Genomic DNA, 24,957 nt, shown 5'->3' with positions numbered 1-24,957 from the left:
AAAAGGCGTTTTTTGGAAACGGTGAGTTTCAGGGAACTGGTGGATGACTGAGCATCGCGTGGAGCGACTGGGGATCGAGGGCGACGGTTTGGCCGCCGGGGTGCGCATTCCGTTTTCCCTGCCCGGTGAGGTCTGGTCCGGCGAGCCGGATGCGGACGGGCGGCTTGCGGATGGCGTTTTGGTGACGCCGTCTGATGTGCGTGTGAAGGCCCGCTGCCGTCATTTTGGCTCCTGTGGCGGCTGTTCGCTGCAACATGCGGGTGACGGGTTTCTCGCGGAGTGGAAGGCGGATGTGGTGCGGCGTGCGCTGGGCGCGCATGGACTTGAGACGGAGATCCGGCCGGCCCTGTCCTCACCGCCCGCGTCGCGGCGGCGGGCGGTGTTTACCGGTGTGCGGACACGCAAGACGGCAACGACCGGGTTTCATGCAAGGCGCTCGGATACGGTGGTGGCGGTGCCGGACTGTCAGGTTTTGCGGCCTGAGATCATGGAGGCCCTGCCGGTCCTCGATGGTCTGACGCGGATGGCGGCGACGCGGACGCGCGCTGTGCGCATGTCGGTTCTGCTCTCGCCGGTCGGGCTGGATGTGTCGGTGGAGGATGCGCGGGAGTTGGACGTGGACCTGCGTGCGCGGCTTGGCACGTTTGCCGGAGGACCGGTGGCGCGGCTGGTCTGGAACGGTGAACCGGTCTGGCAGGAGCGCGCGCCGTTTCAGGAGTTTGGTGCGGCGCGGGTCGTGCCGCCACCGGGAGGTTTTTTGCAGGCGACCGCGGAGGGCGAGGCGGCGCTCGTGGAGGCGGTGCTGGACATTGCTTGGGATGCCAGGCGGGTGGTTGATCTGTTTGCCGGCTGTGGGACGTTTTCGCTGCCGCTCGCGGCGCGGGCCGAGGTGCATGCGGTTGAGGGGCTGAAGGCTTCCATCCGGGCGCTGGATGCCGGGTGGCGCGGGGCAACGGGGCTGAAACGCGTGACGACGGAGGTGCGGGATCTGTTTCGCAGGCCGCTGCTGGAGGCGGAACTGGACGGGTTTGACGTGGCCGTGGTTGATCCACCAAGGGCGGGGGCGCAGGCTCAGGTGGAGCGGATTGCGGCGTCAAAGCTTGGCCGGGTGGCGATGGTCTCCTGCGATCCGGTGTCGTTCGCGCGGGATGCGAAAATCCTCGTGGTTGCGGGGTTTGAGATCAGGTGGGTGCAGCCGGTGGACCAGTTTATCTGGACCGGTCACGTGGAGATGGTGGCGGAGTTCGTGCGTTAAACCGGCGGCGGTTTATTCCATCAGCATTCCGGTCAGGGCCTCAAGACTTTCGGCGGACAGGGTCCAGTCGCCCTCGGGCGCCAGGTCTTTGGTCTGGTCCGGTCCGTGTTCCGTCGGCCGGGGGAAAAACCCGGTCTGCAGGCCGCTTGCCTTGGCGGCGGCAAGGTCGGAATTGTGGCATGCGACCATCATCACGGCCTCCGGCTCAAGGCGCAGGGCGTGGCAGGCGGCGTGATAGACTGAAGCGTGAGGTTTGTAGTTCCGGGCGATGTCGGCGCCGAGGATGCAGTCCCAGGGCAGGCGGCCGTATTTCGCGAGGCGGGTCATCAGGGCGATGGAGCCGTTTGAGCAGGGCGCAATGATGTGGGTGATCTTCAGGGTCTGAAGGCAGCGCACCGTATTGGGCCAGGGGTCGAGTTCCTCCCAGCAGCGGGCCAGTTGGATGATCTCGTCAGGCTCGAAAATGCCGTGGTGGCCCTGACTGCCGAGGACCTCAATGAGGTTTTCGCGGTGCAGGTCATCGAGGGCGGTGTAGTCGCGGCGGCCGGCGCGGATTTCCTCCATCGCGGGCTGGTAGCGGGCGCGCCAGGCATCGGCAAAGGCGGCCCCGTCCACGTCCTCGCCATGGCTGGCGAAGGCGGCGGTGACATGGGTGTCAACGGAGGTGCGCCAGTCCACAAGCGTTCCGAAAACGTCGAAAATCAGGGCTTGCGGTTTCATGGACGGGTCCTCCGGAGGGGGTGGCGGCCCGGGTGTGCCGGGCCTGCCTGCGGCTGCCTAGCGGTCGATTTCGGTGATTTTGGAGCCTTCGATCGTGACGCCGGCCATGAGGCCTTTCTGGCTGGTCACGAAGGCCACGATCGGATCCTGGATGGTCATCGAGCTGATCTCGGCGCTGACGCCCTCATTGACCACGGCCACATTGGCGTCGCCGCCGATCTCGAAGCCCTTGCGGGAGGTCAGGGTGTTCAGCGCGCCCTCGGTCATGAAGTAGAGGAACTGGGAGTAGGACTGCGCGCCGAGCTGAAGGCCGAAGGAGGCGGCGGCGACGTTGTAGTAGCCTGCGGAGACGCCATCACGGATGAGCACGCCCTCACCATAGAGGCCGCCGACACCAAAGCCCGCCTTGACCACATCGGGGAACACGAGAACCGCGAGGGCCTTTTCGTTGATGGCCTGGGCGGTTTCGGAATTGGCGAGGAGCGAGTTCAGCGCGAGGTTCGCCTTGGCGTCGATTTCCGCCGCCGTGTCGGCCTCGGCGGCGGGCGCGGTGAGGGCTGCGGCAAGAAGGGCCAAACCGGCCAGTGCGGAACGTCTCGAAAATTTGCCAGTCATTGTTTTTGGTCCTCGTTGTGGGATCGGGGAATGCTGGATCGCCCCCGCCTGTAGGGTCTTATTTCTTCGATAATGCCCGCCTGTGTAAAGCACAAGCCGGGCGGTGATTACCCGATCCGCCCCTGGTTCTCGCCGATCTGGCCCCGGTGCAGGAGGTAGTGGTCGAGGATGGTGCAGGCGAGCATGGCTTCGCCCACGGGAACGGCGCGGATGCCGACGCAGGGGTCGTGGCGGCCTTTGGTGACGATCTCGGTGTTTTCGCCGGAGATGGTGATGGTTTTCCGGGTGGAGAGGATCGAGGAGGTGGGTTTCACGGCGAAGCGGGCGATGATGTCCTGGCCGGTGGTGATGCCGCCGAGGACGCCGCCCGCGTGGTTGGAGGAAAACTCGGGACCGGTTTCGCCCATGCTGATTTCATCGGCATTGTCGACGCCGGTGAGCATGGCGGCGGACATGCCCGCGCCAATCTCGACGCCCTTGACCGCGTTGATGGTCATGAGGGCGCAGGCAAGGTCGCTGTCGAATTTGGCGTAAACAGGTGCGCCAAGGCCTGCGGGAACACCGGCGGCCTGAACCTCGATAATGGCGCCCACCGAGTTGCCGGATTTGCGCAGGGCGTCGAGCTCATTGGCCCAGGTTTCCGCCGTCGTGGCGTCGGGGCACCAGAAGGGGTTGTCGCGGATGATGTCCCAGTCCCAGGCGTCGCGGTTGATGGCGGTGGCGCCCATCTGGACCATTGCGCCGCGGATTTTGAGGTGGGGCAGGATATCCGCCAGTACCTTGCGGGCGATGCCACCGGCGGCGACGCGGGTGGCGGTTTCGCGGGCCGACGAGCGGCCGCCGCCGCGGTGGTCGCGGATGCCGTATTTCTGGTAATAGGTGATGTCAGCGTGGCCGGGGCGGAACTTCTGGACGATGTCGCCATAGTCTTTCGAGCGCTGGTCCGTGTTGCGGATCATCAGCTGAATGGGCGTGCCGGTGGTTTTGCCCTCGAAGGTGCCGGAGAGAATTTCGACCTGGTCGGGCTCCCGACGCTGGGTGGTGTATTTGTTCTGCCCCGGTTTGCGGGCATCAAGCCAGGGCTGGATGTCGTCTTCGGTCAGGGCAACGCCCGGCGGACAGCCGTCGACGGTTGCGCCAAGGGCTGGTCCGTGGCTTTCACCCCAGGTCGTGACCTGGAACAGGCGGCCGAATGTATTGAACGACATATTAATCCACTCCGGTTGCCGGGGTTCCTTACTCCGGTCGGGCGGCAGGTGGAAGCCCCAGGGGCGTTGAGGTCATGCGAAAACAGCGGCGGGAGGGGCGGTGCCGAGACAGTGTGTTTCCACCTTCTGAACGGTTTCGTTTCGCTTTTTTCGCCGGAGGCATGGATGTTTGGCGGGGATGGTGTTACTCAGGCGCAGGCAATTCAGCCTTTTATCCAGATTACATTGGTTTTCATGTCCCAACCTTCGTCCGCCCCGACGGCGCGGCCCGTGCCTGCGTTTCCGGTATTCGTCGCCATGATGGCTCTTCTTATGGGGCTGACGGCAATGTCCATTGACGTGATGCTGCCCGCGTTGCCGCAGATCCAGCAGGCGTTCGCGCTGGGGGATGGCAACCAGCAGCAGCAGACGATCTCGTCCTACATGTTCGGTTTTGCCTTTGGGCAGATCCTCTATGGTCCGTTGTCGGACAGTTTCGGGCGGAAGCGGGTGTTGCTGACCGGGATTGCGCTGTTCTGTGTTGCGACGGTGGCCGCGCCGTTCCTGGGGGCCTTTGGCTGGTTTCTGTTCGCGCGGTTTTTGCAGGGGTTTGGCTGTGCGGCGGCGCGGATTGTCAGTACGGCGATCATTCGGGACATTTATGGCGGACGTGAAATGGCGAAGGTCATGTCCTTTGTGATGATGATTTTCATCATGATCCCGGCGATTGCGCCGCTGGTCGGGACCGCCGTGCTGGCGGTGGGCAGCTGGCGGCTGATTTTTGGGCTTTTGTTTGTGGCGGGCGTTTCGGCTTACGTTTGGATGGTCGTATCGCTCCCCGAGACCCTGCCGGAAGAGCGGCGCAAGCCTCTGGCCTGGGGTACGCTTGGCAAGGCGATTGCCAAGGCCGCGACCAACCGGGTGACCCTGGGCTATACGGTTGCGGGTGGCGTCATCTTTGGTGCCCTGATGGGGTATGTGAACTCGGCGCAGCAGGTGTTTCAGGATTTCTACGCAACCGGCAGCCTGTTCCCGTTCTGGTTCGGCAGCATCGCCTGCGCGATGATGCTGGCGTCGATTTTCAACAGCCGGCTGGTGGAGCGGATTGGCATGCGGCGCATGTCCCATTTCGCGATCCTGGGTTTTGTGACCGTGGCGCTCGTTCATGTGGGGCTGTTCTGGACGGTGGGTGCGCCGCCGGTGGCCGGGTTCGCGGTGCTGATCGGGCTGAATTTCTTCTTCTTCGGGGTTCTGATGCCGAACCTGAACGCGCTGGCCATGGAGCCGATGGCTGATATTGCCGGGACGGCGTCCTCGTTTATCGGGTCGGTGACCACGATGATGGCGGCGGCGTTTGGTGGCTATATCGGGCATTTGTTTGACGGTACGAGCGGGCCTCTGCTCATGGGGTTTGCGGCCTGTGGCCTTGGGTGTCTGCTTCTCGTGATGATCACTGAGAAAGGCCGGCTGTTTGGCGTGTCAGAGGACGAGCCGGTTGAGTTGCCGCACTGACATGTTTCGCGTGGTTGTGACGGGATGATGCCTGCGGACGGGATACCCGCGCAACGGCCGGTTCTGGCCATTGCGCTGATGGCGGGTGCCGGGGCGCTGGTGGCGGTGACGTCGCTGATTGCCAAGGCGCTGGGCGTGGGTGTGGGCGGTGAGCCGTTGCATCCGCTTCAGATCAGCGCGGGGCGGTTTGGGTTTGCCTTCCTGGCCATATCAACATTTGCGCTGTTTGCGCGGCCAGGATTTCAGGGGGCTCTCTGGGGATCGCATCTCGCGCGGTCAGCCTCCGGGTGGCTTGGCGTGACCTGCATGTTTGCCGCGGCATCGCGCATGCCGCTGGCGGACGCGACGGCGATTACGTTCCTCAATCCGCTGGTGACGATGGGTCTGGCCATTTTGCTGCTGGGTGAGAACATTGGGCCGCGCAGGCTGGCGGCGGCGGGCCTGGCGCTGATTGGGGCGATGGTGCTGATCCGGCCGGGGACGGATGCGTTTCAGCCGGCCGCTTTGATTGCTCTGGCGGCGGCAGTGCTGATGGGCGTTGAGGCTGTTATCATCAAGCGGCTGACCAATGCGGGCGAGCCGCCGGTGCGGATTTTGCTGATTAATAACGGTATGGGCGCGATTATCGCGATTACGGCGGCCAGTTTCGTCTGGCATCCGCCGAGTGCGGAGCAGTGGCGTCTGCTGGCCTGTCTCGGGTTTGCGATGATCTGCGCGCAGTCGCTGTTCATTCAGGCGATGAAGCGGGGGCAGGCGAGCCATGTCATGCCCGCGATCTATTCGACGCTGGTGTTTGCAGCGCTCTATGATTTTGGGGTTTTTGGCGTTCTGCCCGACCTCGTTGCGATCCTTGGCGCCGCGATGGTGGTGGCGGGGATTGTTCTGCTGGCGATTTTGCGCGAGCGGGCGGCGGCCTCAAACGTGGCCGGGTCTGAGCTGCCGTGAGGCTTCGGCCAGGGCGATGCCCGCTGCGGTTGCGACATTGAGGCTGCGTCCGCCGCCGGGCATGGGAATCAGTATGCGTGCATCGGCGCGGTCGTGGACCTCATCCGGAACCCCGGCGGATTCGCGACCCATGACGACGATGTCGGTGGGCTCAAAGCTGAAATCCCACAGGGGTGTTGCCCCGCGTGTGGTCATGAGCACAAGCCGTCCGGAGGGCGGGACGTCCAGGAAGGCGTTCCACGAGCTGTGGTGGCGGGTTTCGACGCTGCCCGCGTAATCCATGGCGGCACGGCGGAGCGCTTTGTCGGACATCGGGAAACCGCAGGGGCCGATCACATGGAGGTCGGAGGCAAAACAGCTGGCGAGGCGAATCATGGCGCCAAGATTGGGCGCGATGTCGGGCTGGTATGCCGCAAGTGCAATAGTCACGGTTTAAATCCCCTCCAGGCCACCAAACACTGTTGATCCCGGCTGGACCAATGGCGCAGAAGTGATTAAACCAATTCAAAATCCGGGCCAATTCCCTCTTTGGCCCCGTATCGACCCGCGCCCTTTGCAAGGGGCTTAGGCAAGGAGAAATGTGCGTGGCCCACGTTGAAGACCAAGGCGGCACCCGTAGGGACTTCCTGTATGTAGCAACCGGAGCGGCCGGCGCAGTGACAGCTGGTGCTGCGGTTTGGCCGCTGATCAACCAGATGAACCCCAGCGCGGATGTGCAGGCCCTGGCCTCGATCCAGGTGGACGTGTCCAGTGTTGAGCCGGGCAGCCAGCTTACGGTCAAGTTCCTCGGCAAGCCGGTTTTTATCCGTCGCAGAACGGAAGCCGAGATCGAGGAGGCCCGCGAGGTGCCGATGGCCGAGCTGAAGGACGGGCTGTCCCGCAACCCGAACATTGCCGCCGATGCCGATGCCGAGGACCAGAACCGCGCTCTGGACGAAACGGGCGAATGGCTGGTCATGGTTGGCGTGTGTACGCACCTGGGCTGTGTGCCTCTGGGTGACGCGGGTGATTTTGACGGTTGGTTCTGCCCCTGCCACGGATCGCATTACGACACTGCGGGTCGCATCCGCAAAGGCCCGGCGCCGGAGAACCTGCACATTCCGCTTGCACGGTTTGTATCCGACACCGTGATTGAGCTGGGCTGAGGGAGGTACAGGACATGAGTGGAATTCCGCACGATCATTACGAGCCGAAGACAGCTCCGGAAAAATGGGTTGAGAGCCGTCTGCCGATTATTGGGCTGGTGGTCTCGACCCTGACGATCCCGACGCCGAAGAACCTGAACTGGATGTGGATCTGGGGCATCGTTTTGACATTCTGTCTGGCACTGCAGATCATCACCGGCATCACGCTGGTCATGCACTACACGCCGGACACCACGCTGGCCTTCTCCTCCGTTGAGCACATCATGCGCGACGTGAACGGCGGATGGGCGCTGCGCTATCTGCACATGAACGGCGCCTCGCTGTTCTTCATCGCGGTTTATGCCCATATTTTCAGGGGCCTGTACTACGGTTCCTACAAGGCGCCGCGTGAGATCACCTGGATCATCGGGATGCTCATATTCCTTCTAATGATGGCCACGGGCTTTATGGGCTACGTTCTGCCCTGGGGTCAGATGTCCTTCTGGGGTGCGACGGTTATCACCGGTCTGTTTGGTGCGATCCCGCTCGTCGGTGAGAGCATTCAGACCTGGCTTCTGGGTGGACCGGCCGTTGATAACGCGACGCTGACGCGGTTTTTCTCGCTGCATTACCTGCTGCCCTTCGTGATTGCGGCGCTGGTTGCGGTTCACATCTGGGCTTTCCACACCACGGGCAACAACAACCCGACCGGTGTTGAGGTGCGGCGTACGTCCAAGGCGGACGCGGCGAAGGATACGCTGCCGTTCTGGCCGTATTTTGTGATCAAGGACCTGTTCGCGCTGATGTTGATCCTCGTGATTTTCGCAGCGCTGGTTGGCTTTATGCCGAACTTCCTTGGCCACCCGGACAACTATATTGAGGCTAACGCGCTCCAGACGCCGGCGCATATCGTGCCCGAATGGTACTTCCTGCCGTTCTATGCGATGCTGCGTGCCATCACCTTTGACATCCTGTTCATCAACTCCAAGCTCGGCGGCGTGATCGCCATGTTCGGATCGATCATCGTGATGTTCCTGGTGCCGTGGCTGGATACGAGCCGGGTGCGTTCGGGCCGCTACCGTCCGCGCTTCAAGGTCTGGTTCTGGATCCTGGTGTTCGATTTCTTCCTGCTGATGTGGTGTGGCGCGATGCCGGCTGAGCAGCCCTTCGTCATCATCTCGCAGATCGGAACGCTCTACTGGTTCTCCTACTTCCTGATCATCCTGCCTCTGCTGGGTCTGTTTGAACGGCCCCTGGAGCAGCCGGAAACGATCGAGGCGGACTTCAAGGCGCATTACGGCGAAAAGGCATCATCCGGTGCCGCGACTCCGGCTGAATAAGGAGCGGGGAAATGGGAAACATGATTAAGACTACCGTTTTCTCCGGTCTGGCCGCTCTTGGCCTTCTGGTTGGCGGGCAGGCTCTCGCCGCGGGAGACGGGGAAGCCCACGTCACGGACTACAGCTTCTCGTTTGAGGGTCCGTTCGGAAGTTACGACCAGGCGCAGCTTCAGCGTGGTCTACAGGTCTACACCGAGGTTTGCGCGGCCTGTCACGGTCTGAAATTCCTCAGCTACCGCAACCTGTCGGATGATGGTGGGCCTGCGATGGATGAGGACCAGATGCGGGCCTATGCCGCGCAGTTCGAGGTGTTTGACCCGGAACTCGACGATTTCCGGCCGGCGACACCGACGGACAAGTTTGGTGAGTCTGCCCTGTCCAACGCGCCGGATCTGACGCTGATGGCGAAAGCCCGCGCCGGCTTCCACGGCCCGGCCGGCACCGGTATCAACCAGCTGGTTCGCGGTATGGGTGGTCCGGAATACATCGCCTCCATGCTCCTTGGCTTTACCGGCCATGAAGAGGAGCAGGCCGGTGTGGTTCTGTATGAGAACACGGCGTATGGCGGTCTGATGGCCATGAACCCGGTTCTGATGCCGGATCTCGTGGAATACGAGGACGGCACTCCGGCGACGGAGGAGCAGATGGCGAAGGACGTGTCCGCGTTCCTGATGTGGACGGCGGAGCCCAAGATGATGAATCGCAAGGCCGGTGGTCTCACCGCGGTTCTTTTCCTGACGATCCTGACCGTGTTGCTCTACTTCACCAACAAGAAGCTTTGGGCGCCGCATAAGGGCAAAGAACACTGACCTGAAGGTTCAGGCAGGATCAAGATTGAGGGGCGGACCGACGGGTTCGCCCTTTTTCGTTGCGGCCGTGTCTTTTTGACCGGCGTGGTTTGTCAGACGTGTTCCTCACCGGGGAGGCTGAGGCGGCAGGACCAGCGTTTGATCTCCCATTTTGGGTGGGAGGCCTTCCAACGGGCGGCCTCCTGTTGGCCGACGATCATGCAGGTCATCAGGGAAATTCGGTAGGGATCGTAGAAGAGAGAGAACTCCTGGCATTGCTCTTTCTGACAGGCAGTGAGCACCAGTTCGATCATCGGGATGTCCGAGACCGCGCCGGGTGAAAGGGCGGTTGGCGTCATGTTTTCCGGGAGGTGAGAATGCAGGTGACCGCAGGTTGGTGTGGCGTTGGCCGTAATTGTGGCGGAGAGAAGCAGTACTACAGTGGTCCAGATCGCCGTCAATTTTGTTGAAAAATAAGCCATTACTGACTCCATAAATAAATTCAATTTATATTTATAACATAAAATTCCCGTTTTCTGAAATAATGTATCAGTAATGAACCAGTATTGTCCTGGTTGTATTAGCCTTCCCCTCCTGATGCGGAAGGCAAGGCTATGCCGCAGCTCCGTGCAGGGAATCCTTTGCAAGACAACGGGATCAATTACGGTGGTAGGGGCCGCCGGAGAGGATGGATGCGGCGCGGTAGAGCTGTTCGGAGAGCATGACGCGGACCAGCATGTGGGGCCAGACCATTTTGCCAAAGGAGAGGAGGAAATCGGCCCTGTCGCGCACGACGTTGGTCAGACCGTCCGCGCCGCCAATGATGAGCGCGAGGTCGCGTGTGCCGGTATCGGCCCAGGACTGGAGTTTTTGAGCAAAATCAGGAGAGGTGAGCGTTCGTCCACGCTCGTCAAGGGCCACTACGGTGGCGCCTTTGGGGATGGCATTCAGGATCAGGTCGGCTTCGGCCCCTGATCCGCCACCGCGTTTGTTCTCAACCTCGACAACCTTTGACGGTCCAAGGCCGGACGGTTTTCCGGTGCGGTCAAACCTGGTCAGATAGTCATCGACCAGATCCGCCTCGGGCCCGGAACGCAGCCGGCCCACGACGACAAGTGTCAGGCGCAAGTGTCAGGCTCAGGCGAGCGGAGCCGGCTTGCGGCCGGTTTTGGCCTCTGGCTGCCACATTTTTTCGAGCGCATAGAACTCGCGCACCTCGGGACGGAACACGTGAACGATCACGTCGCCCGCATCCAGAAGAACCCAGTCCCCGGTATCCTTGCCCTCGGTCCGCGCAATGATCGCGTGATCATGCTTCAGACGGTCGACAAGTTTTTCGGAGATGGATGCCACCTGACGTGAGGAACGACCGGAGGCGATCACCATGTGATCCGCCATGTCCGATTTTCCGGCAAGTGGAATTGTCGTGACATCAATGGCCTGGTCGTCATCAAGTGAGGCCAGGATTGTTGACAGCAGTGTCCCGCTGTCGGTTTGTTCGGAAGCAGGACGGCCTGCCTGATCCGATGTGACGGGATCAACCGTCGTAGTGTGCTGAGACAGCTGTGTAACCTCCAATTACGAGCCCGGAACAGGGCTACAGGGTTAAAATATAGTTCATTGGGCCTTTCGTCTCAAGAAGGCTCATCGTTAACACTGCCTGGAAATTGGTAAAGTTTTGTGAATGGCAGTGGGCTGCGTGCTTAACAGACTGTAAACGCTTGGAAGTTTTTCCGAGGCCGCTGCACGTCGTGGTTAACGAATCGAAACCGGGCCCGCCGCACGTGGGGCACCGCGCGGCGGGCCGGCCTCGAATTTCGGTATTTTGTGCCGTCCCGGACCGAGGAAAAATCCGGGACGGCGGCTGGGGTGCGATACTCGTTAAACTTACAATCGTCACTCAGTAAGCACGTTATGCGGCAAAAACCGGGACGATTCTGTGACATTCATCACAAGGAAGTTTAAAGAGTGCCGATCCTCTCGATCAGGAGGTCAAAAAACGCGTCGTCATCCACATCACGGACGAAGTGGACGTTTTTGGGGCGGTCCGTGACGCCCCACCAGTCGGCGACGGTCTGGCCCATTGTGAGTTCAGAACCGGTTTCGACCTCGACGTTGATGTCGCGGCCACCAAAAATCTCCGGCCTCAGGAGCCAGGCGATGACAGTGGGATCGTGCAGCGGGCCGCCGTCGGAGCCGTATTTGCTTTCATCGAAGCGCTCAAAATACTCGAGCATAAGGGCCACGGCCTCACCGACCCGGGTGTTGAGGTCGCGGTATTTTTGGATCCGTGACCTTTTTGTCAGGCATTTATGGGTGACGTCGAGCGGCATCATGACCACGGGGATGCCGGATTGCAGGACGGCCTGCGCCGCGTGGGGGTCGACCAGAATGTTAAATTCGGCGACCGGTGTGGTGTTGCCGCCCTCGAAGGCGCCGCCGCCCATGGCGACGATCTGTTTTACGCGCGGTTTGATGTCGGGTGCTTTGCTGAAGGCCAGTGCGATATTGGTCAGGGGGCCGAGGGTGCAGAGCGTGACGGTGCCGGGATCTTCGCGGCGCAGCGTGTCGATGATGAAATCGACCGCGTGTCCGTCCTGGAGTGCCATGGACGGCTCCGGCAGGTCGGGGCCGTCGAGACCGGTGCGGCCGTGGACCTCTTCCGCTGTTATGAGGGGGCGCACGAGAGGGGCCGCGGCACCGGCATAAACGGGGATGTCGGGACGACCGGCGAGTTCACAGCATTTGAGCGCGTTCAGGGTCGTCAGGGGCAGGGGCACGTTGCCGGCAACGGCGGTGATGCCGAGAACCTCGATCTCCGGACTTGTCAGTGCGAGCAGGATCGCGACGGCGTCGTCCTGTCCGGGATCGGTGTCTATGATGATTTTTGTAGTGGTCATTTGGCGTTCAAGACCACAAGTGCAAATGACTTGCAAGCGCCGTGCGAACCGGCCGACCGTTGCGGGCGACCGGGTGTGTCGAACACGTCAGGAACGGACCAGTTTTTCGTAGGTTTCGGCGATATCACGGGTGAGCGCGCCGACCTCGAAGGTGAAGTCACCGATTTTACCGACCGGGGTGACCTCCGCCGCGGTACCGGTGAGCCAGCACTGCTCGAAGCCTTCCATCTCCGATGGTTCGATATGGCGTTCGATGACCTCGATGTTCTTCTCCTTCAGGAGGTCGATCACGGTCTGACGGGTGATGCCGTTGAGGAAGCAGTCGGGCTTGGGCGTGTGGACCGCGCCGTCCTTTACGAAGAACACGTTGGCGCCGGTCGCCTCAGCAACGTAGCCTCGGTAGTCCATCATCAGTGCGTCGGAGCAGCCTTTGGCCTCGGCCGCATGCTTTGACATGGTGCAGATCATGTAGAGACCGCTGGCCTTGGCAAAGCAGGGGATGGTCTCGGGGCTGGGGCGTTTCCAGGCGGAGATGTCGAGTTTGGCGCCCTGCATCTTTGCGTCGCCGTAATAGGCACCCCATTCCCAGACCGCGATGGCGGTTTTGACCGGGTTGCGGGCGGAGGCGACACCCATGTCCTCGCCGGAGCCGCGCCAGACGACGGGACGGACATAGGCGTCGGACAGGCCGGACTTCGCGAGGGCCTCTTTTTTGGCCGCCTCAAGCTCGTCCACCGTGTAGGGGCGCGGGATGTCGATGTAGTCGCAGGACTTCAGCAGGCGCTCGCTGTGCTCGCGGCTTTTGAAGATTTTGCCGTTGTAGGCGCGCTCGCCCTCGAAAACGCTGCTGGCGTAATGAAGGGCGTGGGTCAGTACGTGGACTTTGGCCTCGCGCCAGGGCACAAAAGTGCCGTCCATCCAGATGACACCGTCCCGATTGTCATAAGCGCCCGCCATGGTTGCTCTCCCAAACTTAAACTAATATTGCTGAACCCGCGTGGATTTCGACAGTTTATTACGCGAATTTGAGTGCGGGCTATCATTTGGACCTTGGAATGTCAACAACGCTGACATAAACTGTGAATGGAACGGGAAATCAGGGATTTGCAATGCCGGGACCGGGTTCATGACTAATGTTTCACGCAGCGAACAGCTTCTTTTTCTGACCGACGAGCAGTTGCGGCAGGGAATCGAACTGATGTTTTTCGCCTATCGCGGCTTCACGGCGGACCCTGACCGTATTCTTGAGAAATACGGCTACGGGCGCGCGCATCACCGGGCGGTGCATTTCATTAACCGCGATCCGGGTCTGACGGTGAATGAACTGCTCGCGATCCTCGGAGTGACGAAGCAGAGCCTGAACAGGGTGTTGCGGCAGCTGGTCGATGACGGTTTGGTGGAAAGCCGGGTTGGGGCGAGCGACCGGCGGCAGCGGAACCTGTACCTGACCGTGGCGGGCAACGCGCTGGAGCGGGAACTTTCGGCGGCGCAGCGGGTGCGAATGAAGCAGGCGTTCTCAGATGCCGGACCGGAGGCGGTTGTGGGGTTTCGCAAAGTGCTGGAACAGATGATAAGCCCTGAACTGAGGGGGCAGGTTCTGGGACCAATGGAGTCGGTCAGGCAATGAGTGAAACGCCCGAGGCCCATGTTCTCGTCGTCGATGACGACGCGCGCATTCGTGGGCTGTTGCAGAAATTTTTGGCGCGCAACGGCTTTTGGGTTTCGGTGGCGCGGGACGCGAAGCATGCGCGCAGCCTGCTGGGCGGGCTGGACTTCGACCTGATCGTGCTGGATGTGATGATGCCGGGCGAGACGGGGCTGGAACTGACGGCGTCCTTGCGGGAGACGCTGAACACGCCGATTTTGCTGCTGACCGCGAAGAGTGATGCGCAGGACCGTATTCGGGGGCTTGAGCTTGGCGCGGATGATTACCTGCCCAAACCGTTTGAGCCGCGCGAACTGCTGCTCAGGATCAATGCGATTTTGCGACGGGTGCCGAAGCCGGCGCCGAAGGCGGAGCCGCCCCGGACGATGCATCTGGGCGATGTGCGCTACGATCTGTCGCGCAGTGAACTGTGGCGGGACGGGGAACTGGTGCGGCTGACGGCGACTGAGGCGATGCTGATGCGGATCTTTGCCAACCGGGCGCATGAGGCGGTGAGCCGGATTGAGCTGGTCGAGGAGCTTGGTGGCGGGGTGGCCGAGGCGCAGGAGCGGGCCGTTGACGTGCAGATCGCGCGGCTGCGGCGCAAGATCGAGGCTGATCCCAAGACGCCACGTTACCTTCAGACGGTGCGCGGGTCGGGTTACATGCTGTCGCCCGACTGAGGCGGCGTACCGGACCCGATACGGGCGGTGACCTCAATTTCGATTTTCATGGCGGGGTCAGCGAGCCCGGCGGAGATCATGGTGGCGGCCGGGCGGATGTGGTCGAAAGCGGCGCGCAGGGTGGGCCAGCATTTTTCAAATTCGCTGGCGTCCGGCAGGATGTAGCGGATGCGGAGAATGTCAGCCATTGTGGCGCCGGCCTGGGTGAGGGCGTCCTCGATGTTTCTCAGGCACTGCCTGGTTTGCGCTACGATATCCGGATCGATCCGCATGGTGGTGTAGTCGTAGCCGGTGGTGCCTGAGACATACACCATGTCGCCATCCACGACCGCGCGGGAGTAGCCGATCAGTTCCTCGAAGGTTGATCCCTGTGAGATGAATTTACGCATGTGTGGTGGGCGTGTTGGCTGCGAATTTTGTCAATATGTCGGTTCCCTCACGATTCCTTGAGAGTTTGTAACATAGGGAAACAACCTCCACTGGTGCTCCGTACTGATGGCATCGGATAGTTATGGAGGATATGGATATGAACACGGATGTACATGGCGGCGCAGCCGGTATTTCGCTCCCGAAAATCAATGCGGCAACGGCGGCGACAGCCGTGACGGCCGGTGCCTTTGCGACGATTGCTTTTGATGCGTTTGGTCAGGGTCTGAGCCCGCTGCTCGGTTTTGCCAAGCTCGCGCCGGTGGGGCTTGCGCAGTCGACGCTTCAGAAGCTCTTTGGGTTCAGCAGCACGCCGGCGGCGCATCTGCTGCATGTGGTTACCGGGCTTGTGTTCTATGTCATCGGCTGGATGTATATTTTTGAGCCGCTGGCGAAGAAGTTCGTTCCATCCCTGCCGTGGTGGGCATCGTCCATTGCCTATGGTGTGGCACTGTGGGTTTTCGCGCTGTTCATCATGGCGCATCTGGTTGCCGGTCTGCCTGCCTTCCTGGGCTTCACGGGCATTACATGGGCCGCCCTGTGGGGTCACATTCTCTATGCGGTGGTGCTGGCCTGGGTTATCCGCCTGCGCACACCGGCCTGAGGGCTGCGGGCCGGTCCGGGGCGTCCGGACCGGCGCGGCCGTTCAACCTAAAGGATGGTCTGGCAAAGGACCATGATGAGACCCATGGCGGCGATGAAGGTGGTTTCCACGACGATCGCGTAATGGGATTTTTGCGCAAAAAAGCCGTTGGCCGCGATCAGGCAGCCGATGGTGAGAATCACCAGAAATGTGGTGGCCGGTGTGCCGGCGGCGGTGGTCAGGCCGATCACCAGGGCGAGAAAAAACGTGCCCGCCAGTTGAAAAATCATGGCCTGTTTGGGCATGTCATTGGCGGATCCGAGGGAAACTCCCACGCCTTCCGCCCATTTTTTTCCGAACAGAACGGGTGAATACCAGAGCCATCCAAGCAGGAAGGCCAGGATCGTTCCAGCAAGGACGGCGAGCCAGTCGATGCTTTGGGGTGTTGATTCCATTGCGAAATTCCGCTTTCGGAACAAATTTAGAACGAAACGCGAATTCAGGCACGAAAAAAATTGGTTACCAGGGCACCCTGGTTTTACAGGGGGCTGTTGCGTGAAATGGGATACGTCCGACAAATCAGCGGACTGCACTGATATTTTTGAGTATCCCTGCGTACAGTAACCGGCGATTAAGCTTTGCAGCGCAGTTTGTTCCTGCGTCGTGTTCGAACACGGGCCGAGGGCTGACAGCAGTGTATTCCGAGTGTGTTTTTGCGGGTGAGAACCTGTGCGTATAGCTGGAACGTCCAACCAGGGACGCTTCAGGTGGAACTGGTCGGGACACGTCACCGCGTTGGTGGGCGGGCGCGGCGCACACATCCTTTGAGCCGTCAGTAATGCTGACAGTATCGGATGTGAAATCTGATTGCGGACTGCACGCTTAGTGCCATTCCGCCGGGGCATTCGCTTAAATTATTAACAGCTTATGACTGTTTTTTGAACGATTTTTTGCGAAACACTTGCAAAATAAGCAGGTATTGCGCCAGAGTTTCCTTTGGATAACAGGGGGACATAAATATGACGTGTATTCTTGTCGGGCACGATGGTTCGGCAGCAAGCGCCAGAGCGGTGGAACATGCCAAAAAGCTGGCTCTACTTATAGGCGATTGCAAACTCCATTTGGCGTTCGTGATCGAATGGTCACCTTATTCTTTTCACACACCGGAAGAACTGGCCGAACGTCACAAAAGGCGTGAGGCGGAAGTGGGTGCGGCACGCTCCCACGTGCTTGATCCGGCGGTGAAACAGCTGGACGGTTCCGGCCTCGAGGTGACCACGGAAGTCCGGCATGGGGATCCTGCGGTGCTTCTGAACGAAATGGCCGTCAAACTTGGCGCAGAACAGGTTGTTATCGGCCGGACGGGCGATAGCGGGCTGAAGGACAGGTTGTTCGGGAGCGTCTCCAGCAAGCTGATTTCCATTTCCTCCGTACCCGTAACAATAATTCCGTAAACAGGGAAAACCATGAAACATCTGAAATTTCTGTCCGTTGCGCTGGCGTTCCTGACGCTTGCGGGCGCGGCCATAGCCCAGGAGGCTGCCGCTCCGGAGATCGCGCCAACCCTTGATGCGCGGGTGAATGAGATCTTCGCCAGTTCCACCGGCTGGTTTGTCAGCCTGATTTTCGCGCCGCTGCCCTTTAATGTCATGGGCGTGGCCTTCCCGTGGATCGTGCTTTGGCTGGTTGTCGGTGCGTCGGTCTTCACGATCTATTTCGGCTTTATTCAGTTCCGGGCGTTCGGTCATGCGATCAGCCTTGTGAAGGGCGACTATTCCGACCCAAATGACGCGGGTGAGGTGAGTCACTTCCAGGCGCTTGCGACCGCTCTGTCCGGTACGGTTGGGCTTGGTAACATCGCCGGCGTGGCCGTGGCCGTTGGTATTGGTGGTCCCGGTGCGACGTTCTGGATGATTCTGGCCGGTCTGCTCGGCATGGCCTCCAAGTTTACCGAGTGTACGCTGGGTGTGAAATACCGCAACGAGTATGACGACGGCACCGTTTCCGGTGGCCCGATGTACTACATGGTCAAGGGCTTCAAGGAGCGTGGCGTCGGCGGTGGCGGCTTCATGGCGGTCGTGTTCTCGATCTTCTGTATTGGTGGCGCGTTCGGTGGCGGGAACATGTTCCAGGCCAACCAGGCACATGCTCAGCTGTCCGGTATTCTGGGTGACTATCCCGGCTGGATCACCGGTGTGATCTTCGCCATCGTAGTATTCATCGTGATCGTCGGCGGTATCAAATCCATCGCGAACGTGACGGAGAAAATCGTGCCGTTCATGGGTGTGCTCTATGTGGGTACGGCTCTGGTCATTCTGCTGATTAACTTCGACAAGATCGGCTGGGCTTTCGGTCAGATTTTCGCCGGTGCCTTCAGCGGTCTGGGTGTTGCCGGTGGTTTGGTTGGCGCTCTGATCCAGGGCTTCAAACGGGCGGCTTTCTCAAACGAGGCCGGAGTTGGTTCGGCGGCGATTGCGCACTCCGCGGTGCGGACGAAAGAGCCGATTACCGAAGGGACCGTGTCGCTGCTTGAGCCGTTCATCGACACCGTTGTGGTCTGCACCATGACCGCTCTGGTCATTACCATTTCGGGTGTCCAGATGGTCGATCCGGAGACCGGGCTGTTCATCCTCAACGAGTCCGGCATGATCGAGACCGCTGGCGGTGTTCAGGGTGTTGAGCTGACCTCTGCGGCGTTTGCCACGGGGCTGAGCTGGTTCCCGTATATTCTGGCAATCGCGGTTGTGATGTTTGCGTTCTCGACCATGATTTCGTGGTCGTACTACGGGCTAAAAGCGTGGACTTACCTGTTTGGTGAGGGAAAGACCAAGGAGCTGATTTTCAAGCTTCTGTTCTGCTTCTTCGTCATCGTGGGTGCAGCGGCGCAGCTTGGCGCGGTGATCGATTTCTCCGACGCCATGATCTTCGCCATGGCGGTGGTCAACATCATTGCGCTCTACGTTCTGATGCCGATCGTCCGTCGGGAGATGAACTCCTACTTCGGCCGGATCAAATCCGGTGAGATCCGGAAGTTTGCCAACCACTGAGATGGTTTCTTCCAGACCCTGAAATCAAGCGGGGCGCCCGGTGGGCGCCCCGCTTTCGTTTGGATGGTCCGTCGTTCAAACTGCTGGCCTGGTGCCGCCTGGGTCAGTCGGCGCTGGATGCCCCGGTCGCGCCGGACAGGACCCTGAACACCCGTTGTGGAGTGATTTCACCGACAGTATCGCCATCCGTTCCGGTGACCTGGATCGGGGATTGTTCCCCGGCAAACAGGTCGAGCGTATCGCGCAGTGGCGTTGTGTGCGGCAGTTTGCGGCCTTCCGGCGCCGTGCCGGTCGCCGGTTCCATCACGTCGCCGACGCGCAGGACGCTGAGGGGATTCAGCTGGGCCACGAAGTCTGAGACGTAAGTGTTGGAGGGCCGCAGGACGATGTCTTCGGGGTTGCCCGACTGCACGATGCGGCCGCCTTCCATGATGGTAATGGTGTTGCCGATCTTCACCGCTTCCTCGAGGTCGTGGCTCACGAAGACGATGGTGCAGTGCATGCTCTCCTGCAGGGTCAGAAGCTCGTCCTGGAGGCGGGTGCGGATGAGCGGATCAAGGGCGGAGAAGGGCTCGTCCATCAGCAGAATTTCCGCGTCGGTGGCGAAGGCGCGAGCGAGGCCGACGCGCTGCTGCATGCCGCCGGAAAGTTCCGAGACCTTTTTGTCTGCCCAGTCCTGAAGACCGACCGTAGAGAGGACGGAGCGGGCCTTGTCGTGGCGTTCGCTGTGACCCATGCCCGACAGTTCCAGTCCGAAGGCCACGTTTTCGACCACGCTGCGCCAGGGGAGCAGGCCGAACTGCTGGAAGACCATGGAAACGCCACCGCGTCGCAGGCCGCGCAGGCGGGTGTTGGAACAGGTCACGACATCGACCATTTCGCCCTGCTGGTCGCGGACCAGCATTTTGCCCCGGGTGACCGGATTGAGGCCGTTTACCGCGCGCAGGAGGGTGGACTTGCCGGAGCCGGAAAGCCCCATGAGGACGGAAATTTCGCCCTGGCGAACCTTGAGCGAGCAGTCGTGGACGCCAAGGATCTGGCCGGTCTGCTCCTGGATGGTGGCGCGGGATTTTCCAGCGTCCATCATGGGCAGTGCGCTTTTGGGGTCGTCACCGAAAACGATGGAGACGTCCTCAAAGGATATCATTGTGTTGTCGGTCATCCGTCCCTCCTGAACATGCGGTCAAGGACAATGGCGACGACGACGATCACGAGGCCGGCCTCAAAGCCAAGCGCCGTGTTCACGGTGTTGAGCGCACGCACGATGGGGACGCCAAGCCCGTCCGCACCGACGAGGGCAGCGATGACGACCATTGAGAGGGAGAGCATGATGGTCTGGGTCAGACCGGCCATGATCTGTGGCATGGCCCAGGGCAGCTCGACCTTGCGCAGGAGCTGTGAGGGGGTGGCGCCAAAGGCCTGACCGGCTTCGATCAGTTCCTTCGGGGTGGAGGAAATACCAAGATGGGTCAGGCGGATGGGGGCGGGCACGACGAAGATCGCGGTGGCGACGAGGCCCGGGACCATGCCTATGCCGAAAAACACGATGGCCGGGATCAGGTAGACGAAGGTGGGCAGCGTCTGCATCAGGTCGAGGACCGGGCGCATGGCGGCATAGAGCCTCGGCCGGTGCGCGGCGGCGATGCCGATGGGAATGCCGAGCCCCATGCAGACGATGACGGCGCAGAGCACGAGGGTGAGGGTCTCGGTGGTTTCCTCCCAGTAGCCCTGGTTGAGGATAAAGAGGAACCCTGCCACGACGAGAGCCACCACGGGCCAGGATTTCCTGAGCAGCCAGGCGATGCCCGCGAATACGGCGATTACGATGAGTGGGTGGGGGGTCTGAAGGACGAGAAGTATCCCGTCAATCAGGGCGTTGATGCCGTCGGCCAGGCTGTCGAAAAACCAGGCGGCATTGATGATGAGCCAGTCGACCATGTCGCTGGCCCATTTTCCGATGGGGATTTTGTGATCGGTGAGCCAGGTCATGGGTGCCGGTCCGGCGGCGGGGAGTGAGTGTCCCGCCGCCGGACCTCCCTATCAGAGGCCGAGGGAGGATTTGACGGCGGCGAGGCCTTCGGAGCCGTCGAGGGTCGTGACGCCCTCGAGCCAGCCGTCGAGGACCCCTGGGTTGGCGGCGAGCCAGGCGGCCGCAGCCTCGTCAGGGTCGGCGCCATCGTTGAGGATCGCGCCCATGATCTCGTTTTCCATGGCCAGTGAGAATTCGAGATTGTTTAACAGAGTGCCAACATTGGGACATTCGTCGACATAGCCCGCGCGGGTGTTTGTGTAGACGGTGGCGCCGCCGAGATTGGGGCCGAACCAGTCATCACCGCCCTCAAGATAGGCCATTTCGAGGTTGGCGTTCATCGGATGCGGTTCCCAGCCGAGGAACACGATGCCCTCACCCTGTCGTGCGGCGCGGGCGGCCTGGGCGAGCATGCCCTGCTCGGAGCTTTCAACGACCTCGAATTCGCCAAGGCCGAAGGCGTCCTCATCGATCATGGACTGAATCAGGCGGTTGCCGTCATTGCCGGGTTCGATGCCGTAGATTTTTTCGTCGAGCTGCTCCGCGAATTCGGAGATTTTGTCGAAGCTGGTCAGGCCTTCGTCAGCCAGGCTCTGCGACACGGCGAGGGTGTATTTTGCGCCTTCAAGGTTTGCGCGAACGGTGTCGACGGAGCCCGCTTCGCGGTAGGGGGCGATGTCACCCTCCATGGTGGGCATCCAGTTTCCGAGAAATATGTCGATATCGCCCTCAGCCAGGCCCGTATAGGTGACGGGAACGGACAGGACACTGACCTTGGTCTCATAGCCCAGACCGCGCAGGACGGTGCCGGTGGCGGCGGTGGTGGCGGTGATGTCGGTCCAGCCCACGTCGGAGAAGCGCACGGTGGCGCAGGATTCCGGGTCGGCAGCGAATGCCGGGGACATGGTCATCGTGATCAGTGCGGTAGCGGACAGCAGTTTTTTCATTGGTTCCCTCCTTGTTGCGAAGCAGCGGCCACAGCGCCGGAAGGCACCGCGGAGACCCCTTCACAGGGTCGCTTGAATTGATTGACGGACGCAAGTGTAAGATTTATTGATTGACTGATCAATCAAATTTCTGGAGTCGTCCAATGGCGCCACGTGCTGGCCTTGCTGAAAACCGGAAACGGGCTCTGATCGGTGCGGCCCTTCTGGAGATTTCCGAGCGGGGATCGCTGGAGGTCACCGTCGCGCAGATTGCGCGCAGGGCCGGGGTATCGCCCGCGCTGGCGCATCATTATTTCGGCGGCAAGGATGATCTGATCCTGGCGACCATGCGGCATCTTCTGACGCGGTTCCGGGTGGATGTGGTGGCAAGGCTGAAGGCGGCCGGCACGCCACGGGAGCGGATTTCCGCTATCCTGCGGGCCAGTTTCGGGCCGGAACAGTTTGACGATTCGACCGTGAACACCTGGCTGACCTTCTACACCTGGGCGCTGTCGTCGCCTGGGGCGGCGCGGCTACTGTCCGTGTATCACAGGCGGCTGCGTCGAAACCTCGTCCATGCATTCCGGGACCTTACCGGCCGGGCCGAGGCCGAGCGTATTGCGGGGGCGCTGGGCGCGTATATCGACGGGGTTTATCTGCGCGAGGTGTTGCGGTCGGGGCCGCCGGATGCCGGGGCCGCGGTGGCGGGACTGGAGCATTACGTGGATATGGAACTGGCGCAGGCCGAAAATCAGAAAATCAGTGGAGTAGGGGCGCCATGATGGAGGCGGATTTCGTCATCATTGGGTCCGGGTCGGCCGGATCGGCAATGGCTTACCGGCTGAGTGAGGACGGCAAATACTCGGTAATCGTGCTCGAGTTTGGTGGCACCGATATGGGGCCGTTCATTCAGATGCCAGCCGCGCTGTCATTTCCCATGAACATGTCGCGCTATGACTGGGGGTATCAGTCGGAACCGGAGCCGCATCTGAACGGACGCCGTTTGGTTGTGCCGCGGGGCAAGGTGATTGGCGGGTCTTCGTCGATTAACGGCATGGTCTACGTGCGGGGGCACGCGCGGGATTTTGACACCTGGGCCGAGATGGGGGCGCAGGGTTGGGCGGCTAAGGACGTGATGCCCTATTTCAAGCGCATGGAAACCTGGCATGGGCCAGGTGAGCCGGGGATCCGCGGTACGGATGGGCCGCTCCATGTGACGCGGGGTCCGCGGACCAATCCGCTCTACCATGCCTTCGTGGAGGCCGGGCAGCAGGCGGGCTTTGAGACCACGTCGGACTACAACGGCATCAAGCAGGAGGGCTTCGGCGCGATGGAGCAGACCGTCTGGAAGGGGCGGCGCTGGTCGGCGGCGAATGCGTATCTGAGGCCAGCGTTGAAGCGGCCGAACGTGACTCTGGTTCGGTGTTTTGCCGAGCGTGTTGTTATCCGCGATGGACGCGCGGTCGGTGTGGAAATTCGTCAGGGGGAGCAGCGCTGTACCGTGACGGCGCGGCGGGAGGTCATTGTGGCGGCCTCATCCATCAATACGCCAAAAATCCTGATGCTCTCGGGGATTGGGCCGGCTGCGCATCTGGCGGAGCATGGAATTGAGGTGGTTGCGGACCGCCCAGGCGTGGGCGGGAACCTGCAGGACCATCTGGAAATCTACATGCAGATGGAAAGTCTGAAGCCGGTTTCGCTTTACAGGTACTATAACTGGCCAGCGCGTCTGGCGATCGGGGCGCAGTGGCTGTTCCTTAAGAAAGGCCTCGGGACCTCGAACCAGTTTGAGTCCGCGGCTTTCATAAGGTCGCGGGCGGGTGTCAAGTATCCGGACATTCAGTATCACTTCCTGCCGCTGGCCGTCCGGTACGATGGAAAGTCGGCGGTGAAGGGACACGGATTCCAGGCGCATGTGGGGCCGATGCGGTCGCCATCGCGGGGACGGATTTCCCTGGCGTCCAGCGATCCGATGGACGCGCCCAGGATCCTGTTCAACTACATGAGTACCGAGCAGGACTGGGTTGATTTCCGGCGCTGCATCCGCCTGACGCGCGAGATTTTCGGACAGGACGCGTTTGCTCCCTATGCGGGGCGGGAAATCCAGCCGGGTGCGGATCTTCAGAGCGATGACGAGCTTGACGGCTTCCTGCGGGAGCATGTGGAAAGCGCGTACCATCCCAGCTGTACTGCACGCATGGGGCGGCGGGACGATCCGGATGCGGTGGTCGATCCGGAGTGCCGGGTGATTGGCGTTGACGGCCTCCGCGTTGCGGACAGTTCGGTCTTTCCGCAGATCACCAATGGCAACCTGAACGGGCCGTCGATCATGGTGGGTGAGAAGGCGTCGGATCACATACTGGGGCGTGCGCCGCTGGCTGCGATGAACACCGGGCACTGGATCAATCCCCGCTGGAAGGAGAGCGACCGCTAACGGCGGAATACCCGCGGTCGCAGCCGGTTTCGGCACTGCGTTTCCCAACCTGTTTTCAAGTGTGGAAGGGGCCTCCGTCACGGAGGAGTGATTTTTGAACACTCGTCCGTGATAGGGGGAAACAATTCGCCCATCTGTTCCTAATTGTTTCCCAGACAGCCACTACGGATGTCGCCGCGCGGAACGGAAAACAAAAACCGGGCGGCTCACAGAAACACTGAGTAAAAGGAAACAGAGTCATGAACCGCAATTTCGCAGCCGCTATCGCAGCCCTCGTCGCAATCTCCGCTACCGCACCCGCATTTGCCGGTCCGCAGTCCACTGAAGGTCTGACCCTTGAGCAGGTTGCCGCCGTAAGCTACAACAACGGTAAATCCCTGCACGACCAGCAGGCCGTTGTTAAACCGAACAGCGGAACTTCCGAAGGCCTGGCGCTCGCCATCGAGAACTACAACCGTGGCAAAAGCCAGACTGACATCCAGGCTCAGGCTCCTGACACCGCTGCCGTTGCGGCAAGCCGCGCTGCCAGTTTTGACGCCTCCGCACATGCCCAGCTTATCGCTTCCGCCGGTCTGACCCAGGAAGAAGCCGAAGGTTTGACGCTGAACGAGATCGTTGCCGCAAAATACAACCGTGGCCGTTCCGTGCACGATCAGCAGCGCGTAGGAGACGCCTATTAAGTTGTCGTGCGTACGACTATCCAACAGCGTACGACCAGATCAAAGCCCCGATCGGTGATACCGACGGGGCTTTGTCCCTTTTGGGACGTTGTTTGCGCGGAACAGTCGGCGGCGGGTT

General features: G+C 61.0%; 28 protein-coding genes. 14 read left to right on the top strand and 14 right to left on the bottom strand.

Annotated elements, in window-relative coordinates; all coding sequences use genetic code 11:
- The first annotated feature begins 43 nt into the window (after nucleotides 1-43).
- Nucleotides 44-1,255, top strand: coding sequence for a class I SAM-dependent RNA methyltransferase (locus ACP15P_RS12170; protein ID WP_424928738.1), 1,212 nt, complete (start codon nucleotides 44-46; stop codon nucleotides 1,253-1,255).
- 12 nt (nucleotides 1,256-1,267) lie between these two features.
- On the opposite strand, the gene ACP15P_RS12165 is transcribed toward ACP15P_RS12170, so the two are convergent.
- The 3 genes from ACP15P_RS12165 to aroC all read right to left on the bottom strand — a co-directional run bounded on the left by ACP15P_RS12165 (nucleotide 1,268) and on the right by aroC (nucleotide 3,798).
- Nucleotides 1,268-1,975 carry a haloacid dehalogenase type II gene (locus ACP15P_RS12165; protein WP_424928737.1) on the bottom strand — a complete coding sequence of 236 codons (708 nt, stop codon included), beginning with the start codon at nucleotides 1,973-1,975 and terminating at the stop codon, nucleotides 1,268-1,270.
- 57 nt (nucleotides 1,976-2,032) lie between these two features.
- On the bottom strand, nucleotides 2,033-2,590 hold the full coding sequence (locus ACP15P_RS12160) for a lipid-binding SYLF domain-containing protein (protein ID WP_424928736.1): 558 nt from the start codon (nucleotides 2,588-2,590) through the stop codon (nucleotides 2,033-2,035).
- 107 nt (nucleotides 2,591-2,697) lie between these two features.
- Entirely contained in the window at nucleotides 2,698-3,798 is a 1,101-nt protein-coding gene (gene aroC, locus ACP15P_RS12155; RefSeq protein ID WP_424928735.1) for a chorismate synthase, read from the bottom strand.
- 270 nt (nucleotides 3,799-4,068) lie between these two features.
- Between aroC and ACP15P_RS12150 the strand changes: the two genes are divergently transcribed.
- Nucleotides 4,069-5,289 (top strand): multidrug effflux MFS transporter, encoded by a 1,221-nt coding sequence (locus tag ACP15P_RS12150; protein WP_424928734.1) that lies wholly within the window; start codon nucleotides 4,069-4,071, stop codon nucleotides 5,287-5,289.
- Nucleotides 5,290-5,313: 24 nt separating this feature from the next.
- Complete coding sequence (locus ACP15P_RS12145; RefSeq protein WP_424928733.1) at nucleotides 5,314-6,234, top strand: DMT family transporter; 921 nt, start codon at nucleotides 5,314-5,316, stop codon at nucleotides 6,232-6,234.
- Here ACP15P_RS12145 and ACP15P_RS12140 read toward each other — a convergent pair.
- Nucleotides 6,205-6,663, bottom strand: a complete 459-nt coding sequence (locus tag ACP15P_RS12140) for a tRNA (cytidine(34)-2'-O)-methyltransferase (protein ID WP_424928732.1) — start codon at nucleotides 6,661-6,663, stop codon at nucleotides 6,205-6,207. The two genes, ACP15P_RS12145 and ACP15P_RS12140, sit on opposite strands and share 30 nt — an antisense overlap.
- 155 nt (nucleotides 6,664-6,818) lie before the next feature.
- On the opposite strand from ACP15P_RS12140, the gene petA reads away from it, so the two are divergent.
- Genes petA through ACP15P_RS12125 form a run of 3 tightly spaced genes read left to right on the top strand, consistent with a single transcriptional unit; the run spans nucleotide 6,819 to nucleotide 9,507 of the window.
- On the top strand, nucleotides 6,819-7,379 hold the full coding sequence (gene petA, locus ACP15P_RS12135) for a ubiquinol-cytochrome c reductase iron-sulfur subunit (protein ID WP_424928731.1): 561 nt from the start codon (nucleotides 6,819-6,821) through the stop codon (nucleotides 7,377-7,379).
- Nucleotides 7,380-7,393: 14 nt separating this feature from the next.
- A complete protein-coding gene (locus ACP15P_RS12130) occupies nucleotides 7,394-8,698 on the top strand; it encodes a cytochrome b (RefSeq protein ID WP_424928730.1) in 1,305 nt (434 codons plus the stop codon).
- 20 nt (nucleotides 8,699-8,718) lie between these two features.
- Nucleotides 8,719-9,507: a cytochrome c1 gene (locus tag ACP15P_RS12125; protein WP_424928729.1), complete on the top strand. Its 789-nt coding sequence runs from the start codon at nucleotides 8,719-8,721 to the stop codon at nucleotides 9,505-9,507.
- A gap of 92 nt (nucleotides 9,508-9,599) precedes the next feature.
- On the opposite strand, the gene ACP15P_RS12120 is transcribed toward ACP15P_RS12125, so the two are convergent.
- The 5 genes from ACP15P_RS12120 to ACP15P_RS12100 form a co-directional block, all read right to left on the bottom strand.
- Nucleotides 9,600-9,968 carry a hypothetical protein gene (locus tag ACP15P_RS12120; protein ID WP_424928728.1) on the bottom strand — a complete coding sequence of 123 codons (369 nt, stop codon included), beginning with the start codon at nucleotides 9,966-9,968 and terminating at the stop codon, nucleotides 9,600-9,602.
- Nucleotides 9,969-10,143: 175 nt separating this feature from the next.
- Nucleotides 10,144-10,614: a 23S rRNA (pseudouridine(1915)-N(3))-methyltransferase RlmH gene (gene rlmH / locus ACP15P_RS12115; protein WP_424928727.1), complete on the bottom strand. Its 471-nt coding sequence runs from the start codon at nucleotides 10,612-10,614 to the stop codon at nucleotides 10,144-10,146.
- A gap of 9 nt (nucleotides 10,615-10,623) precedes the next feature.
- Complete coding sequence (rsfS, locus tag ACP15P_RS12110) at nucleotides 10,624-11,064, bottom strand: ribosome silencing factor (protein WP_424928726.1); 441 nt, start codon at nucleotides 11,062-11,064, stop codon at nucleotides 10,624-10,626.
- A gap of 383 nt (nucleotides 11,065-11,447) precedes the next feature.
- A complete protein-coding gene (locus ACP15P_RS12105) occupies nucleotides 11,448-12,386 on the bottom strand; it encodes a nucleoside hydrolase (RefSeq protein ID WP_424928725.1) in 939 nt (312 codons plus the stop codon).
- An 87-nt stretch (nucleotides 12,387-12,473) separates the two neighbouring features.
- On the bottom strand, nucleotides 12,474-13,343 hold the full coding sequence (locus ACP15P_RS12100; RefSeq protein WP_424928724.1) for a branched-chain amino acid aminotransferase: 870 nt from the start codon (nucleotides 13,341-13,343) through the stop codon (nucleotides 12,474-12,476).
- Between the two features lie 169 nt (nucleotides 13,344-13,512).
- On the opposite strand from ACP15P_RS12100, the gene ACP15P_RS12095 reads away from it, so the two are divergent.
- Entirely contained in the window at nucleotides 13,513-14,013 is a 501-nt protein-coding gene (locus tag ACP15P_RS12095) for a MarR family winged helix-turn-helix transcriptional regulator (protein WP_424928723.1), read from the top strand.
- Nucleotides 14,010-14,714 (top strand): response regulator, encoded by a 705-nt coding sequence (locus ACP15P_RS12090; protein WP_424928722.1) that lies wholly within the window; start codon nucleotides 14,010-14,012, stop codon nucleotides 14,712-14,714. Before ACP15P_RS12095 ends, ACP15P_RS12090 begins: the two co-directional genes overlap by 4 nt.
- Here ACP15P_RS12090 and ACP15P_RS12085 read toward each other — a convergent pair.
- Nucleotides 14,693-15,103 carry a RidA family protein gene (locus ACP15P_RS12085; RefSeq protein ID WP_424928721.1) on the bottom strand — a complete coding sequence of 137 codons (411 nt, stop codon included), beginning with the start codon at nucleotides 15,101-15,103 and terminating at the stop codon, nucleotides 14,693-14,695. The two genes, ACP15P_RS12090 and ACP15P_RS12085, sit on opposite strands and share 22 nt — an antisense overlap.
- Nucleotides 15,104-15,240: 137 nt before the next feature.
- Here ACP15P_RS12085 and ACP15P_RS12080 point away from each other — a divergent pair, with 137 nt between their 5' ends.
- Entirely contained in the window at nucleotides 15,241-15,744 is a 504-nt protein-coding gene (locus ACP15P_RS12080; RefSeq protein WP_424928720.1) for a hypothetical protein, read from the top strand.
- Between the two features lie 47 nt (nucleotides 15,745-15,791).
- On the opposite strand, the gene ACP15P_RS12075 is transcribed toward ACP15P_RS12080, so the two are convergent.
- Entirely contained in the window at nucleotides 15,792-16,178 is a 387-nt protein-coding gene (locus ACP15P_RS12075; RefSeq protein ID WP_424928719.1) for a DUF1761 domain-containing protein, read from the bottom strand.
- 564 nt (nucleotides 16,179-16,742) lie between these two features.
- Between ACP15P_RS12075 and ACP15P_RS12070 the strand changes: the two genes are divergently transcribed.
- Together ACP15P_RS12070 and ACP15P_RS12065 are read left to right on the top strand one after the other, a co-directional pair.
- Nucleotides 16,743-17,177, top strand: a complete 435-nt coding sequence (locus tag ACP15P_RS12070) for a universal stress protein (RefSeq protein ID WP_424928718.1) — start codon at nucleotides 16,743-16,745, stop codon at nucleotides 17,175-17,177.
- Nucleotides 17,178-17,189: 12 nt separating this feature from the next.
- Nucleotides 17,190-18,770, top strand: a complete 1,581-nt coding sequence (locus tag ACP15P_RS12065) for an alanine/glycine:cation symporter family protein (protein ID WP_424928717.1) — start codon at nucleotides 17,190-17,192, stop codon at nucleotides 18,768-18,770.
- A 103-nt stretch (nucleotides 18,771-18,873) separates the two neighbouring features.
- Here ACP15P_RS12065 and choV read toward each other — a convergent pair whose 3' ends face one another.
- The 3 genes from choV to choX are packed head-to-tail and all read right to left on the bottom strand — an operon-like array spanning nucleotide 18,874 to nucleotide 21,746.
- Nucleotides 18,874-19,932 (bottom strand): choline ABC transporter ATP-binding protein, encoded by a 1,059-nt coding sequence (gene choV / locus ACP15P_RS12060; protein ID WP_424928716.1) that lies wholly within the window; start codon nucleotides 19,930-19,932, stop codon nucleotides 18,874-18,876.
- Entirely contained in the window at nucleotides 19,929-20,759 is an 831-nt protein-coding gene (gene choW / locus ACP15P_RS12055) for a choline ABC transporter permease subunit (RefSeq protein ID WP_424928715.1), read from the bottom strand. The genes choV and choW overlap by 4 nt, the downstream gene beginning before the upstream one ends.
- 51 nt (nucleotides 20,760-20,810) lie before the next feature.
- Entirely contained in the window at nucleotides 20,811-21,746 is a 936-nt protein-coding gene (choX, locus tag ACP15P_RS12050) for a choline ABC transporter substrate-binding protein (RefSeq protein ID WP_424928714.1), read from the bottom strand.
- 143 nt (nucleotides 21,747-21,889) lie between these two features.
- Between choX and betI the strand changes: the two genes are divergently transcribed.
- The 3 genes from betI to ACP15P_RS12035 all read left to right on the top strand — a co-directional run bounded on the left by betI (nucleotide 21,890) and on the right by ACP15P_RS12035 (nucleotide 24,839).
- On the top strand, nucleotides 21,890-22,507 hold the full coding sequence (gene betI, locus ACP15P_RS12045) for a choline-binding transcriptional repressor BetI (RefSeq protein WP_424928713.1): 618 nt from the start codon (nucleotides 21,890-21,892) through the stop codon (nucleotides 22,505-22,507).
- The gene (gene betA, locus ACP15P_RS12040; protein WP_424928836.1) at nucleotides 22,507-24,159 is read left to right on the top strand and encodes a choline dehydrogenase; all 1,653 of its coding nucleotides are present in this window, start codon (nucleotides 22,507-22,509) and stop codon (nucleotides 24,157-24,159) included. Before betI ends, betA begins: the two co-directional genes overlap by 1 nt.
- 239 nt (nucleotides 24,160-24,398) lie before the next feature.
- Nucleotides 24,399-24,839: a hypothetical protein gene (locus ACP15P_RS12035; RefSeq protein ID WP_424928712.1), complete on the top strand. Its 441-nt coding sequence runs from the start codon at nucleotides 24,399-24,401 to the stop codon at nucleotides 24,837-24,839.
- The last annotated feature ends 118 nt before the right edge of the window (nucleotides 24,840-24,957 follow it).

It is taken from the genome of Amaricoccus tamworthensis (assembly GCF_049800875.1).
In the GTDB taxonomy this organism is placed as follows: Bacteria; Pseudomonadota; Alphaproteobacteria; order Rhodobacterales; family Rhodobacteraceae; genus Amaricoccus; species Amaricoccus tamworthensis.
Note: the sequence above shows the minus strand (reverse complement) of the source record. Positions and strands in the feature narration are given on the sequence as shown.